We start from the raw sequence: 13,713 nt of genomic DNA, 5'->3' as shown, positions 1-13,713 counted from the left end.
GTCACAGAACCTTCAGCGTGGCGTTGTCGATGAAATCCCAGTCCAGCGCGATGCCCAGCCCCGGCGCCTGCGGCAGGTGGGCGTGGCCGTCGCGGATGTCGATCGGGTCCTTCAGCCCGATGGCAAAGAGATGCTCGGGCACCAGCACCTCGAAGAACTCGTTGTTGCGGATGGCCGCGGCGCAATGCAGGTTCACCAGCTCCAGCGGGTGATAGATCGCGGTATGGATCTCGCAGTTCATGCCATGCGCCTCGGCCAGATGCGCGGTCTTCATCAGCCCGGTGATCCCGCCCGACCAGGACGCGTCGCCGCGCACGATGTCGATGGCGCGCGAGGCCACCAGCTCGGCCACGCCGGCGGGGTGGTTCTCGGCCGTCTCGCCGCCGACGATGGGGATCTTCAGCGTGTCGCGCAGCGCCCGCAGCGATCCGTGGCATTCGTCGAACATCGGCTCTTCGAGCCAGTAGTAGTTCAGCTCTTCCAGCATCCGGCCGAAATGGATGTTCTGCTGGAAGTTGAAACTGTTGACCGGGTCCGACATCAGCCGGAAATCGGGGCCCACCGCCTCGCGGCAGGCGCGGTGCGCCTCGAAGGCGACCTCCAGATCGGCGGGCGGGTGCAGCTTGTAGGCGGCCCAGCCACGCGCCTGAAGCTCGCGCGCCTCGGCGGCATAGGCCTCGGCCGTGGGCAGGGTCAGCGACGAGCCGTAGATCGGCACGCTGTCGCGCACCGCGCCCAGCTGCTTGTAGAGCGGCAGGCCGGCGGCGGTGGCCTGCACAAGGTGGCAGGCGATGTCATAGGGCGCATAGGCATAGCCGGGGGTGAAGTTCCACGCCCGGTTGAAGCGGCGGTACTCGTGCCAGTGCGTCTCGCGGTAATCGGGATCGCGGCCCAGGAAGAAGGGGCGCAGCAGCTCCGCCGAGACCGCCCCCATGGCCAGCGCGCTGCGCCCGGCAAAGCCGAAGGTTTCCACGCTCAGCCCTTCGTCGGTGTCGAAGCGCATGGCGAGGAACTCGAAATCGATCGGCTTGCCGTCCTTCAGCTTGTAGGCCTGTTCCGGCTCGTGCCGGCAGGCGCGGATCTCGATATTCGTGAACTTCATGTCTGCTCCTTCACCCGGCCTGGTAGGCGGCGTGTTCGGTCGTGTAGAAATCAAGCGTGGACGGCCCGACCGAGCCGGTGCCCAGCCCGCTGTCGCGGATCCCGACAAAGGGCATGTTGTCGTCGGGCGCGGTGCCGTGGTTGACGTGGATCATGCCGGTCTGCAGCTCGCGCAGCGCGCGGTTGGCAAAGCCCAGCCGGTCGGTGAAGACCGCGCTTGTCAGCCCGTAGCGCGTGGCATTGGCCTGGCGCAGCGCGTCGTCGTCATTGCCGTAACGCGAGATGGTCAGCACCGGGCCGAAGATCTCGTCGCGGTTGGCGGGGTTCGCGGGGTCGTCGCTGGCCAGCAGGGTGGGTGCGAAGAACAGCCCCTCGGGGGCGCTCTCGGGCGCGATCCGGTGGCCGCCGGTCAGCACCCGCGCGCCCTCCAGCTCGGCCGCGCGGACAAGGTGCAGCACGCGGTCCAGCTGGGCCTGCGTGGTGATCGGGCCCAGCGTCGTGCCTTCGGCCTGTCCCGGCCCGGGGGTCAGCGCGTCCAGCCGCGCGGTCAGCCCGGCGCAGGCCCGGTCATAAGCCGCCGCGTGCACGATCACGCGGGAAATCGCGGTGCAGCGCTGGCCGGAACATTGCATGGCCGCGCCGGTGATGGCGTCCAGCGCCGCGTCCAGGTCGGCCACGTCATCCACGATGGCCGCGTTCTTGCCGCCCAGCTCCAGCGAGACGGGCACGAGGTTGCCGCCCGCCACCGCGCCGATCTTGCGCCCGGTGGGCACCGAGCCGGTGAAGGAAATCGCGTCGACCGTCTCGGCGGCGACCAGCCCGGCGGCCACCGCGCCGTCACCGTTCACGAGGCAGAGCGCGCCTTCGGGCAGGATCCCTTGGGCCGCGCGCACCAGCCGCATCGCTGCGGCCGGGGTGAATTCCGAGGGTTTCAGCACCACCGCGTTGCCCGTGGCCAGCGCCGGCACCAGCTTGCGCAGCGGCGTCAGCACGGGGAAGTTCCATGGCGTGATCGCCAGCACCACGCCGCGCGGGCGGCGCAGGATCGTGTTGGTCCAGCCCGGCGCGCGGCCGGGCAGCGTGGCGCCGCCATGGGCCCGGGCAAAGCCCAGCATCTGGCGCGCCTCGCGCAGGCTCTTGCCGATCTCGGCTCGGGATTCGGCCAGCGGCTTGCCCTGCTCGTCGGTCATCTCGACGGCCAGCGCCTCGGCCTGCGCCTCGATCACCGACAGCCAGGCGGCCAGCGCGTCGCAGCGCGCATTGGTGGTCAGCGCCGACCAGGCGGCAAAGCCCTGCCGCGCGAGGTCGAGGATCCGGGCGCATTCACCTTCCGTGGCCGACTGGTAGCGCGCCACGATCCGGCCGCGCGCCGCGGGGTCGCGCGTCTCGAAGGTCGCACCCTGCGCGGTGTCGGGGGCGGGCAGCGTGGCCGGCTGCGCGGCGTCTTCGGGTGCAAGGGGGCGGGCAGCCTGGGTCATGTCGTCTCTCCTGTCTGTGCAGCGGCGGCGCGGGTGGCGGCGACGAGGCCCTGCGCCCCGGCGCGCAGCACCGTCTGGTCCGATCCGGCCGGCACCACCTGCGCGCCGCGCGCGGCAAGCTCCTCCAGCCCGAGCCCCGGCACCGGCAGCGCGCCGAAGACCTTGTCCGCCGCCAGCGTGCGGGTCATCACCTGCTCGAATGTCTCGACGAAGGCGGGCGCGTCGAACTGGCGGAACAGCCCCATCGAGGCCGACAGGTCGTTCGGCCCGACGAACAGCCCGTCGAGCCGCGACAGCGCCAGGATGTCGTCCAGCGCCGCGACCGCCTGGGGCGACTCGATCTGCGCGATCACCGTCAGCGCGTCATTGGCGTGCTCGAAATAGGCGGCCGGCGCATAGCCCCAATCGGCCGCGGCAATCGCGCCCACGGCCACGCCGCGCCGCCCCTCGGTCGGGAAGAGCGCCGCGTCCAGCACTTGGCGCGCCTGCTCGGCGCTGTCCACCTGCGGCACCAGCAGCGCGTTGGCGCCGATGTCGAGGATGCGCTTGATGCTGCCGGCGTCGTGATCGGGCAGGCGCACCATGACGGCCGTGTCGAACCCCGCCAGCGCCTGCACCTGCGCGGCCAGCCCCTCCAGCCCGCCGCGCCCGTGTTCGAGATCCACCAGCAGGTAGTCCAGCCCCGCGCGCGCCATCAGGCAGGCAATCTCGGGCGAGCCCAGGGTGGACCAGGCGCCGCTGACCATCTGTCCCTCGCGCAGCTTGCGGCGGAACAGGTGGCCCTTGGCCAGGGTGGGGGTCAGCTGTGTCACGAGCGGATGTCCTTTTGCGAGGCGGGCCGCGCGCGCAGCGACCGCAGGTTGTGGATATGCACATGCGCGCCGGCGGCGATGGCGCAGGTCGCCGTGCCGATGGCGATGCCGTTGCGGGTCACGACCGCGCCCGGGGCCAGCGCCCGCAGCGCGATCTTGTGGTGGCAGGGGATGTCGCCGGCCGCGACCAGCGTGGTGCCATCGGGCCGCAGGCGGATCGTGTCGCCGGCGCGCACATCGCCCAGCAGGTTGGCGACATCATCGCCGGCGGACAGGCAGAGCGCGTCGGTCACAGGGCTTCTCCGTAGCGGCTGATGACCTCGTTGCCCTCGTCCGTCACCTCGCCCCAGGTCAGCGCGCCGCCGAAGACGGCCGCGATCTCGTCCAGCACGGGCCCGGCCATGGCGGCCGCGTCCTGCCCGCCCATCAGGGCCGAGGCGTCGATGTCGATCTGGGTGTCCAGCGCCGCGACGGTGCGCGCATTGGCCGAGATCTTGAGCGTCGGGCAAAGCGCGCTGGCATAGCTGTTGCCGCTGCCGGTCGAGAACAGCGCGACCTGCGCGCCGGCCGCGACCATGCCGGTCACCGACTCGGGCGTGTAGCTGGGCCCGTCCATCAGCCACAGCCCCGGGCGGGGCGGCGCTTCGGCATAGTCCAGCACGCCCTCGATCGGGCGGCTGCCGGATTTCGCGACCGAGCCCGAGGCCTTCTCCTCGATCGTGGTCAGCCCTTCCTCGATATTGCGGCGGTTGGGGTTCAGCCCCAGCAGATCGACCCCGTTCGCCACCGCCAGCGCCTCGCGCCGCGTGACGGCCTCGGTGATGCGACGGGCGATCTCGGGTGTGCGGGCGCGGCGGGCCAGCTGGTCCTCGACGCCCAGCCATTCCAGCGTCTCGCCCAGGATCACGGTACCGCCCGCGTCGACGATCCGGTCGGCGACATGGCCGATCAGCGGGTTGGCCGCGATGCCCGAGGTCGGGTCGGACAGGCCGCATTCCAGCGCCACGCAAAGCGCAGCGGGCGTCACCGCGTCGCGCGCCTGCCGCGAGGCCGCGCGCCGCAGCCGCATCGCCGCGGCGGTCCCCAGCGCGGTCAGGCGCAGCGCGTCGTGATCGGCGCTGTCCAGCGCGAGGGCCTCGAAGGGGCGGGCGGGGTCCAGCGCCTCGGCCACCTCGTCCAGCCGCGAACGGTCGGCGCTGAGCAGGAGCACCGCGCCGGTATTGGGATGGTTGGCCAGCCCGCGCAGGGCGCGGCGCGCGGCATCGGCATCGGGGCCCAGCACGCCCATGCCATAGGGATAGCTGGTCAGCACCGTGCCCGGCACCGCGGCGGCGATGCGGCGGGCGATGCGGTCGGTCAGCCCGGTGGCGTTCAGCACCAGCAGATGCGCGCGGCACCCGATCCGGCCATCGCCACGGCGATAGCCCGACAGGGCGGTCGGCGCGCTGGTTTGCGGGATCGAAGAGGGCATTTGGGCTGGCTCGGCTATCTGGTGTTTCAACTGAGCGCTTAGTTAGGCGCGCAACTAAGCCTTTTCATTCGCGCGCCGGTCTGTCAACATGGTTTCGGGAATTTTCCACCGGCCGGGCCACGGGGTCCGGCGCGTCAGGACAGGGGATGGCAGCAGCGATGGAGCAGGCACAGGACGGTGCGCGCACCGAAAAGGAGGGGCAGGCGGCCGAGGGCAACCTGCGCCGCGTCGCCTACGAGCAGATCATCGAGGCGCTGATGAGCCGGCGCATCCGTCCCGGCCGCCTGATCAGCCAGCGCGAGATCGCGGCCGAGACCGGCTGCAGCCTGTCCTCGATCCGCGAGGCGCTGAAATGGCTGGAGGCGGAAAGCGTCGTGCGGCTGATCCCCAAGCGCGGCATCGAGTTCCGCGAGATCACCCGCAAGGAGGTGGCCGAGAGCTACGAGCTGCGCAGCCTGATCGAGCTGCAGGCGCTGGACGCCTTCGCCGCGCGCGCCACGCCGCAGCAGATCGACGAGATCCGCGTGCGCACCCAGGCCTTGATCGACGAGCAGCGCCGCGGCGCGCTGGGGCCCGACCATACCGTGCGCCGGATCGAGACCGACCACGATCTGCACCGCCAGATCGTGGCCGCGCTGGACAATGACCTCGTGGCCGAGGTGCATCGCCGCAACGAGACGATCATGCTGCTGGCGCGGCTCAACCTGCCGCCTTCACTGCTGGAAAGCGGCCCGGCGCTGGACGAGCACATGGCGGTGCTCGACCGGCTGGCCGCCGGCGATGTTGAGGGAGCAAAGCGCGCGCTGGCCCATCACCTCGACAGCGCGCGGGACCGTTCGCTGCGCGCGCTGGTGGTCTGAGCGGCCGGCCGCTCAGGCGTTGCTGCGCGACAAAGGTGCCCGGGCCTGAGACTGAACGATGGCCAAAACGACCTCTTCGTCATCGGGTGCCATACTGCCCGAAGCATCGATCAGGCTTCTTGAATGGTTTCCTGTTGGTCGGACAGGTCTCGTAGTTCTTTCATGAAGGCGGCGTCGTTGCGCAACGCTCGCCTGAGGCGCGACTGCTCCTTCCCCACTGACTTCATGCCGCGCGGACGATGTCGGTGGTGCCGAGGGCGCTGAAGCGGTTCATGAGAGCGATCCGGATGTGGATTTTGGCGGCCTGGCGGTCGGGGGTGAGCCATTGACGCGCCATTGGTCCGAGCGACAATGGCGAACGGCCATGATGCGCTCGCCGAAGGCTTTCAGGCAACGCATTCTTGCCTCGATCCGGCCGCGGGCATGGTAGCCTGTCCAGCGTTTCCAGAACGTCCGCCCGTAGGTCGGGTGGCACGCAGGGTGTCGTTTCGGGTGCGTGCCGCGGGGCAGTCATCCTTCCATAGCCGCCCGTTCTTGCGGATCGGAATGATCGGAACCGCGTCACGCTCGATGATGGCCTTGTAGCAGCGGCGCGTGTCGTAGGCGCCGTCCGCGGTCACTGTGCCGATCGGTTCGCCTTCCGGGATCTGGCCGAGCAAGTCCGGCAGCACGGGGCTATCGCCGTCGCGGCTGGGTGTGAACTCAACAGCGCGGATGTCGGACGTCGCGCGGTCCATGGCCAGATGGACCTTGCGCCACTGGCGCCGGCCCTGTGGCCCGTGCTTGCGGGTCTGCCATTCGCCATCGCCCAGGAACTTGATCCCGGTGCTGTCCACGAGCAGGTTCAGCGGCCCGTCGGCGCGGCGATGTTCCAACCGGTGTTGCGGCGGCCGGTCGGCGTGTATTGCGTCCGCTGTTTGCCGGCACGGCGCTTTTTCGGAGGCGCCTTGTCCTGCGCGGCCTTGATGTGGGCGAGCACCGCGCTGGGGTGCTTGTTCTCGGTGATCGCCGCGTGGGTGACGTGCTGGTCCTTGTCGAAGACGGTGTGGGGCAGCGCCACGCCTTGCCAGCGGAACTCGAGCCGGCCGTCGGAATACTCGAAGGTGTCGATGGACTTGCCCGGCAGGCCGCAGGTGATCTCGTTTTCCTGCAGGATGATCCGCAGCCGGTCGTAGCAGAACGCCAGCTGGTTGCTGACATAGCGCTCGTCTCGCCAGCACAGGATGTCGCGCAAGCGGTGCGGCTCGACATTCAGCGCGCGATGCAGGTCATCCGGGCGGCGCGGGACCTTGGCGAACGTCGCGTTGTAGCGCGCGATGAAGCCCGGCAGGAACGCATTTGCCGCCGCCATGTCGCAGATGCCCGCCAGGCGCAGCTCCTTCACCAGCCGATCCTGCAGCGTGCGGTTGGCGCGCTCGACGCGTCTAACTCCATGGATTCGCGAAGTGAATCATCCGACGTCAGAGTTCTGCAACAAAACCAGCCATAACTATAGGCTGCAATGTTGGGGCAGGTACAATCAAAAGCATCAGCCTGCGGGGGGCAGATCCATGAACAGCTGCGCTCCCATTTCGATGATTTGAAAGAGGTAATTTTGGCGCGCGCCGGCAGATGAGGGCGCGGGACTTCTTTGTGCCGTTCGTAGATCTGCTTTAACACCTTGCACCTCGGGGGGGCATAGGGCCATAGGGGAGAACCATTGTCGCGAACGGTATCGCGCAAGTGACATCGCGAAGGTGACGCGGGTCCGCCGATCCATAGCAGAGAACCGGTCGGAAGCGTCCTGCGCATGGCCATTCCCGGCTGGCTGACATGCGGCAAGCGTAACGAACGCCGGGAAGGTCCGCCAAGTCGACCTCCGGCGCGCGGGCTTCCTTAAAATTTCTTCGGGGCGCTTTGTTGGACATAGTGTTAGGCCCGCAGGGCGCTTGACCACGAGTTGCGCTACGAAACGCCAAGGGCTGGGGGCCGAGGGGCGGGTTTTTCGACTCTCGGCACCACGATCAGACGCTCGGGTATCATCGCGCGGCGGATCGGGGGCTAGAGTTTCCGGGCCCGCCCTGCCGCGGGTGTGGACGAACGGGACCCCATGCAAGGCTTCATTCAGCGCAATCCGGTCTGGTCGCTTCTCATCGCGCTGGTCGTGGCGGTGCTGCTGTGGCTGGTCTTTGCGCCCTGGTCGGACGAACTAGAAGAGGTCTTGGGCCGCAAGCGTGTCTTCCTCAACGCGATCTTCGGCGGCATCACGCTGGGCGCGCTGTATTTCCTCGTGGCCTCGGGCTTTACCCTGATCTTCGGGCTGATGCGCAACGTGAACCTCGCGCATGGCTCGCTCTACCTGCTGGGCGGCTATATCGGCTTCGAGGTGTCGGAATGGTCGGGCTCGTGGTTCCTGGCCTTCCCGGTGGTCTTCGTGATCGTCGCCGTGGTCGGGCTGATCCTGCAGAACCAGGTGTTCCGCCGGATGGAGGGCGAGGAGCTGCGCCAAACCATGGTGACCATCGGCCTTTCGGTGGTGATCGCCGACCTCATGCTGTGGCGATGGGGCGGGCAGAGCTACACGATCTACGCCCCCGACATGCTGTTCGGCCCGATGACCCTGCCGGTGATCTCCTCGGTGCGCGACAGCGGCGAGATCGTCTACCTGAAATACCCCGCCGTGCGCATGGCAATCCTGTTCGCCGCGATCGTGATCGGGGTGGGCATGTGGCTGGTGTTGAACAAGACCCGGCTGGGCATGCTGATCCGCGCGGGCGTCGATGACCGCGAGATGCTGGCAGCCTCGGGCGTGCGCATCCAGTACGTGTTCCTTGCCGTCTTCGCCTTCGGCGCGGGGCTGGCGGGCATGGCGGGCATTGTCGGCGGCACCTTCCAGTCGCTGTCACCGGGCGAGGACACGCGCTTCCTTCTGGCCAGTCTCGTGGTGGTCATCGTGGGCGGCATGGGTTCGATCCCCGGCGCGGCGATCGGCGCGCTGATCATCGGCCTGTCCGAACAGCTGGGCCTGGTCTACGCGCCGACCTACTCGGTCGTGTTCACCTTCCTGATCATGGCGGCGGTGCTGGCCTTCCGGCCGCAGGGCCTTCTGGGCGAGCGTCGCTAGATGGCCCTGGCGGAACCCCGAAAAAGCGCCGTGCAGCCCACCTGGGTCGAGCGCATCCCGGCCATCTGGTGGGCGCTTCTGCTGGTGCTGCTGACCATGCCGGCCTGGGCCAATGATTTCATCCTGTTCCAGGTGATGGGCTGGACCTTCGTGCTGGGCATGATCGCGCTGTCGCTGATGTTCCTTGCCGGCTATGGCGGCATGGTCAGCCTGATCCAGATGTCGGTGGCCGCGATGGCGGGCTACATGGTGGCGATTTTCGGCGCCTCGGGCGTGGGCGATATCAGCATGGGCCTGCCCTGGTGGCTCTACATCCCCATCGCCATCGTGATCGCGGCGATCTTCGGCACCGTGGTGGGTGCGCTCGCCGTGCGGACCGAGGGCATCTACACGATCATGATCACGCTCGCGATCGCCTCGGCCTTCTTCTACTTCACGCGGCAGAACTACACGATCTTCAACGGCTACTCGGGCTTCAACCTCGTGGTGCCGCCGCAGCTCTTCGGGGTGGACTGGCGCCAGCCGATGCCCTTCTACTACCTGACGCTGGGCTGCGCGGGGCTGTGCTACGGCGCGGTGGTCTATGTCTCGCGCGCGCCCTTCGGGCTGGCGCTGCAGGGCGTGCGGGACAATCCGCGGCGCATGGCGGCGCTGGGCTTCAACGTGACCGCGCATCGCGTCGCCTCATATACTTTCGCCAGCGTGATCGCGTCGATCGGGGGCATCCTGCTGGTCTGGCAGAACGCCCAGATCGCACCGGGCACGGCCGGCATCCCGGCGGTGATCGACATCCTCGTGATCGCGGTGATCGGCGGCATCACCCGGCCCATCGGCCCCTTCATCGGGGCGTTGATCTACGTGCTGCTGCGCACCTTCTCGCCGGACGTGCTGCTGGCCTTCGGCCTCTCGGGGGAACGCTTCAAGCTGCTGGTGGGGCTGGGCTTTCTCGCGCTGGTCTTCTTCTCGCCCGACGGCGTGCTGGGACTGTGGGAGCGCTGGCGCGCCCGTCGCGCCCGCCGCCGCGACCCGCTGACGGGGGGCGAGGAATGACCATGACCGAGACCGTCCCCGCCGGCCGGCTGAGCTCGGTCAGTTCCGGCAATGCGCTGGAGCTGCGCGGCGTGACCAAGATGTTCGGTGCGCTGGCCGCGATCAGCGACATCACCCTGACCGTGCGCTCGGGCGAGCGGCGGGCGGTGCTGGGCTCCAACGGGGCGGGCAAGACCACGCTGTTCAACTGCGTGACCGGGGATTTCCTGCCCACCGGCGGCACGATCCGCCTGTTCGGCGAGGACGTGACCCGCTTTCCCGCCTATGAACGCATCCGCCGCGGGCTGCGCCGGACCTACCAGATCAGCCTGCTGTTCAACGGGCTGACCGTGGCCGACAATGTCTACCTGGCCTGCCGCGGCGTGTCGCGGGGGCGGTTCTCCTTCCTGCGCCCGCGCGAGAGCGACGCGCTGATCGCCCGCGCCGACGAGCTGATCGCCGCGGTGCACCTGCAGGACTGGCGCGACATCTCGGTCGCCAATCTCAGCTATGGCCAGCAGCGCCAGCTGGAGATCGCGCTGGCGCTGGCCGGCGCGCCGCGGTTGATCCTGTTCGACGAGCCGGCCGCCGGGCTGTCGCCCACCGAGCGCTCCGAGCTGATCGCCATCCTGCAAGGGCTGCCGGGCCATATCGGCTACATCATCATCGAGCATGACATGGACGTGGCGCTGCGCGTCGCCGAGAGCGTGACGATGATGCACAACGGCACCATCTTCAAGGAAGGCACGCCGGAAGAGATCGAGAACGACCAGGAGGTCCAGGAACTCTACCTGGGGGACGGCCATGCGTGATCGTGCCGAGGCATCGCGCGCCGGGCCGGCCGCGCTCGAGATCCGCGGGCTCAACGTCTATTACGGTGCCAGCCACGCGCTTCAGGGGGTGGACCTGACGCTGGGCAAGGGCGTGCTGTCGGTCGTGGGCCGCAACGGCATGGGCAAGACGACGCTCTGCAAGGCGGTGATGGGGCTGGTGCCGGCCTCGTCCGGGTCGATCAGCGTGGGCGGCCAGCCGGTGCTGGGCCGCAGCGCGGCCGAGATCGCGCGCATGGGCGTGGGCTACGTGCCGCAGGGGCGGCGGCTCTGGCGCTCGCTCAGCGTCGACGAGCATCTCAAGATGGTCGAGCAGAAGGGCGGCGCCTGGACCTCGGAGCGGATCTATTCCACCTTCCCGCGTCTCGCCGAGCGGCGGCGCAACGGCGGCGCGCAGCTGTCGGGCGGCGAGCAGCAGATGCTGGCCATCGCCCGGGCGTTGCTGGCCAATCCGCGCCTTCTGATCATGGACGAGCCGACCGAGGGGCTGGCCCCGGTCATCGTCGCCCAGGTCGAGGAGATGCTGCTGCGCCTCGCCGACGAGGGCGACATGGACGTGCTCGTGATCGAGCAGAATATCGGCGTGGCCTGCGCCGTGGCCGACCGGGTCGCGATCATGGTCAACGGCCAGATCAACCGCCTTGTGCCCGCGCGCGAACTGGCCGCCGATCGCGACCTGCAGCAGCGCCTGCTGGGCGTGGGCCGCCACGCCCATGACGACACGCCCGAGGCCGCGCCCGAACCACAGGACGGCCCCGCCACGGCCGAGACCGCCGCGCCGGTCAAGATCTACATGTCCAACCCGTCCCCGCCGACGCGCTGGTCGAAACCGGTCCCGGTGCCGCAGCTGGAACGCGCGGCCCGCGTCGTGACCACGACCGCGCCGGCCTCCGCCGACCTGCAGGCCGAGATCCGTCCTTTGGCGCCCTCGGGGCAGGCCGTGGTGCTGATCGCCGGCACGCTGGACACCAAGGGGGTGGAACTGCGCTACATGCGCGACCTCGTGCGCGCCGCCGGGCTGCCGGTGCGCCTGGCCGACCTGTCGACCACCGGCGGACATTCCGGCGCCGACGTGCAGGCGCATCACATCGCGGCCTTCCACCCGCGCGGCGCGGCCGGGGTCTTCACCGGCGATCGCGGTGCCTCGGTCGCGGGGATGACCACCGCCTTCACCCGCTGGATGGCCCGGCAGGAGGGGATCCTGGGCGTGCTCTCGGCCGGTGGCTCGGGCGGCACGGCCATCGTCTCGCCGGCCATGCGCGCGCTGCCCGTCGGGGTGCCCAAGCTGATCGTCTCGACTGTCGCCTCGGGCGAGGTGTCGAAATACGTGGGCCCCTCGGACATCACGATGATGCATTCGGTGGCCGACGTGCAGGGGCTGAACGCCATCACCGAGGAGGTGCTGTCCAACGCCGCCCACGCCATGGTGGGCATGGTCCGCGCCCGGCGCGAGGCCGCACCGCGCGCCGCCGCCGCCAAGCCCGCCATCGGGCTGACCATGTTCGGCGTCACCACGCCCGCGGTGCAGCAGGTCACCGCGGCGCTGCACGAGGATTTCGACTGTCTTGTCTTCCACGCCACGGGCATCGGCGGGCAGTCGATGGAGAAGCTGATCGACAGCGGCAAGATCGGCGGCGTGCTCGACCTGACCACGACCGAGGTCTGCGACATGCTTTTCGGCGGCGTCTTCCCGGCGACCGAGGACCGGTTCGGCGCCGTGATCCGCTGCCGCATGCCCTATATCGGCTCGGTGGGCGCGCTGGACATGGTGAATTTCGGCGCGCCCGAGACGGTGCCCGAGCGCTATGCCGACCGGCTGTTCTACCAGCACAACCCGCAGGTCACGCTGATGCGCACAACGCCCGACGAGAACGCGCAGATGGGGCGCTGGATCGGCGAGCGGCTGAACCGGATGGAGGGGCCGGTGCGCTTCTTCCTGCCCGAGGGCGGCGTCTCGGCGCTGGATGCGCCGGGCCAGCCCTTCGAGGATGCGCAGGCCAGCCATGCGCTGTTCACCGCGCTCGAGGACACGGTGCGCCAGACCGCCACGCGCAAGCTGATCCGCCTGCCCGGGAACATCAACGACCCCGCTTTCGCCGCCGCCGTGACCGACGCCTTCCGCGAGTTGCACGGCGCGCGACCCACCGACCGACCCAGCAACCGAAGAAGGGCACGCCGATGACCGACCGCGACTCCATCCTGGCCAGGTTCCGCGACATGGTCGCCAAGGGAGAGCCCATCGTCGGCGGCGGCGCCGGCACCGGGCTTTCGGCCAAGTGCGAAGAGGCCGGCGGGATCGACCTGATCGTGATCTACAACTCGGGCCGCTACCGCATGGCCGGGTGCGGCAGCCTCGCCGGGCTGATGCCCTATGGCGACGCCAATGCCATCGTGGTCGAGATGGCCGCCGAGGTGCTGCCGGTCGTGCGCCACACCCCCGTGCTGGCCGGGGTCTGCGCCACCGACCCGTTCCGGCTGATGGACAGGTTCCTGGACGACCTCAAGCACATCGGCTTTGCGGGGGTGCAGAACTTCCCCACGGTGGGGCTGATCGACGGCACCTTCCGCGCCAATCTCGAAGAGACGGGGATGGGCTACGCGCTTGAGGTCGACATGATCCGGCTGGCCCGCGAGAAGGGGCTGCTGACGACACCTTACGTCTTCGACGAGGCCAGCGCCACGGCGATGGCCGAGGCCGGGGCCGACATCATCGTCTGCCACCTGGGCCTGACCACCGGCGGCTCGATCGGGGCCGAGACGGCGCTGACCCTGCAGGACTGCCCGGCGCTGGTCGATGCCTGGGCCGATGCGGCGCTGAAGGTCAATCCGGAGGCCATCGTTCTGGTGCATGGCGGGCCGGTCGCCATGCCCGAAGATGCCGAATTCGTACTGAAGAACACGTCCCGGTGCCACGGGTTCTACGGCGCCTCCTCGATGGAGCGGCTGCCGACGGAAGTGGCGCTGACGGAACAGACAAGGGCGTTCAAGGCCATCACGGGCCGCTGACGCCACGCGGGGAGGGAAAAGGA

11 protein-coding genes and 2 pseudogenes are annotated in these 13,713 nt (G+C 69.2%); 6 read left to right on the top strand and 7 right to left on the bottom strand.

Annotated features, from left to right (window positions below; all coding sequences use genetic code 11):
* Nucleotide 1 precedes the first annotated feature (1 nt).
* From AVJ23_RS15500 to AVJ23_RS15480, 5 genes are read right to left on the bottom strand one after another with little or no spacing between them, the layout of a single operon-like run.
* Entirely contained in the window at nt 2-1,102 is a 1,101-nt protein-coding gene (locus AVJ23_RS15500) for an enolase C-terminal domain-like protein (RefSeq protein WP_058863123.1), read from the bottom strand.
* 10 nt (nt 1,103-1,112) lie between these two features.
* The gene (locus AVJ23_RS15495; protein WP_058863122.1) at nt 1,113-2,579 is read right to left on the bottom strand and encodes an aldehyde dehydrogenase family protein; all 1,467 of its coding nucleotides are present in this window, start codon (nt 2,577-2,579) and stop codon (nt 1,113-1,115) included.
* Nucleotides 2,576-3,391, bottom strand: coding sequence for an HpcH/HpaI aldolase family protein (locus AVJ23_RS15490; protein WP_058863121.1), 816 nt, complete (start codon nt 3,389-3,391; stop codon nt 2,576-2,578). The genes AVJ23_RS15495 and AVJ23_RS15490 overlap by 4 nt, the downstream gene beginning before the upstream one ends.
* A complete protein-coding gene (locus AVJ23_RS15485; protein WP_058863120.1) occupies nt 3,388-3,684 on the bottom strand; it encodes a UxaA family hydrolase in 297 nt (98 codons plus the stop codon). Before AVJ23_RS15485 ends, AVJ23_RS15490 begins: the two co-directional genes overlap by 4 nt.
* Nucleotides 3,681-4,862, bottom strand: coding sequence for a UxaA family hydrolase (locus AVJ23_RS15480; RefSeq protein WP_058863119.1), 1,182 nt, complete (start codon nt 4,860-4,862; stop codon nt 3,681-3,683). The genes AVJ23_RS15485 and AVJ23_RS15480 overlap by 4 nt, the downstream gene beginning before the upstream one ends.
* Nucleotides 4,863-5,008: 146 nt before the next feature.
* On the opposite strand from AVJ23_RS15480, the gene AVJ23_RS15475 reads away from it, so the two are divergent.
* Nucleotides 5,009-5,722: a GntR family transcriptional regulator gene (locus AVJ23_RS15475; RefSeq protein ID WP_084794639.1), complete on the top strand. Its 714-nt coding sequence runs from the start codon at nt 5,009-5,011 to the stop codon at nt 5,720-5,722.
* Between the two features lie 223 nt (nt 5,723-5,945).
* Here the strand turns inward: AVJ23_RS15475 and AVJ23_RS22295 are convergent.
* Both AVJ23_RS22295 and AVJ23_RS15465 read right to left on the bottom strand, forming a co-directional pair.
* Nucleotides 5,946-6,600, bottom strand: a pseudogene (locus AVJ23_RS22295) (IS5 family transposase); the annotation flags it as partial.
* Nucleotides 6,567-7,145, bottom strand: a pseudogene (locus tag AVJ23_RS15465) (transposase family protein); the annotation flags it as partial. The pseudogenes AVJ23_RS22295 and AVJ23_RS15465, both read right to left, overlap by 34 nt.
* Nucleotides 7,146-7,811: 666 nt before the next feature.
* Here AVJ23_RS15465 and AVJ23_RS15460 point away from each other — a divergent pair.
* From AVJ23_RS15460 to AVJ23_RS15440, 5 genes are read left to right on the top strand one after another with little or no spacing between them, the layout of a single operon-like run.
* Nucleotides 7,812-8,825, top strand: a complete 1,014-nt coding sequence (locus AVJ23_RS15460) for a branched-chain amino acid ABC transporter permease (protein WP_058863117.1) — start codon at nt 7,812-7,814, stop codon at nt 8,823-8,825.
* Nucleotides 8,826-9,875, top strand: a complete 1,050-nt coding sequence (locus AVJ23_RS15455) for a branched-chain amino acid ABC transporter permease (RefSeq protein WP_058863116.1) — start codon at nt 8,826-8,828, stop codon at nt 9,873-9,875.
* 2 nt (nt 9,876-9,877) lie between these two features.
* Nucleotides 9,878-10,666, top strand: coding sequence for an ABC transporter ATP-binding protein (locus tag AVJ23_RS15450; protein WP_058863115.1), 789 nt, complete (start codon nt 9,878-9,880; stop codon nt 10,664-10,666).
* Complete coding sequence (locus AVJ23_RS15445) at nt 10,659-12,866, top strand: ABC transporter permease (protein WP_058863114.1); 2,208 nt, start codon at nt 10,659-10,661, stop codon at nt 12,864-12,866. Before AVJ23_RS15450 ends, AVJ23_RS15445 begins: the two co-directional genes overlap by 8 nt.
* Nucleotides 12,863-13,690 (top strand): phosphoenolpyruvate hydrolase family protein, encoded by an 828-nt coding sequence (locus AVJ23_RS15440; RefSeq protein ID WP_058863113.1) that lies wholly within the window; start codon nt 12,863-12,865, stop codon nt 13,688-13,690. Before AVJ23_RS15445 ends, AVJ23_RS15440 begins: the two co-directional genes overlap by 4 nt.
* Nucleotides 13,691-13,713: the final 23 nt, after the last annotated feature.

This window comes from Pseudoponticoccus marisrubri, assembly GCF_001482405.1.
GTDB classification, from domain to species: domain Bacteria; phylum Pseudomonadota; class Alphaproteobacteria; order Rhodobacterales; family Rhodobacteraceae; genus Pseudoponticoccus; species Pseudoponticoccus marisrubri.
The sequence above is the reverse complement of the archived record's forward strand: the minus strand, read 5'-3'. Positions and strand labels throughout refer to the sequence as shown.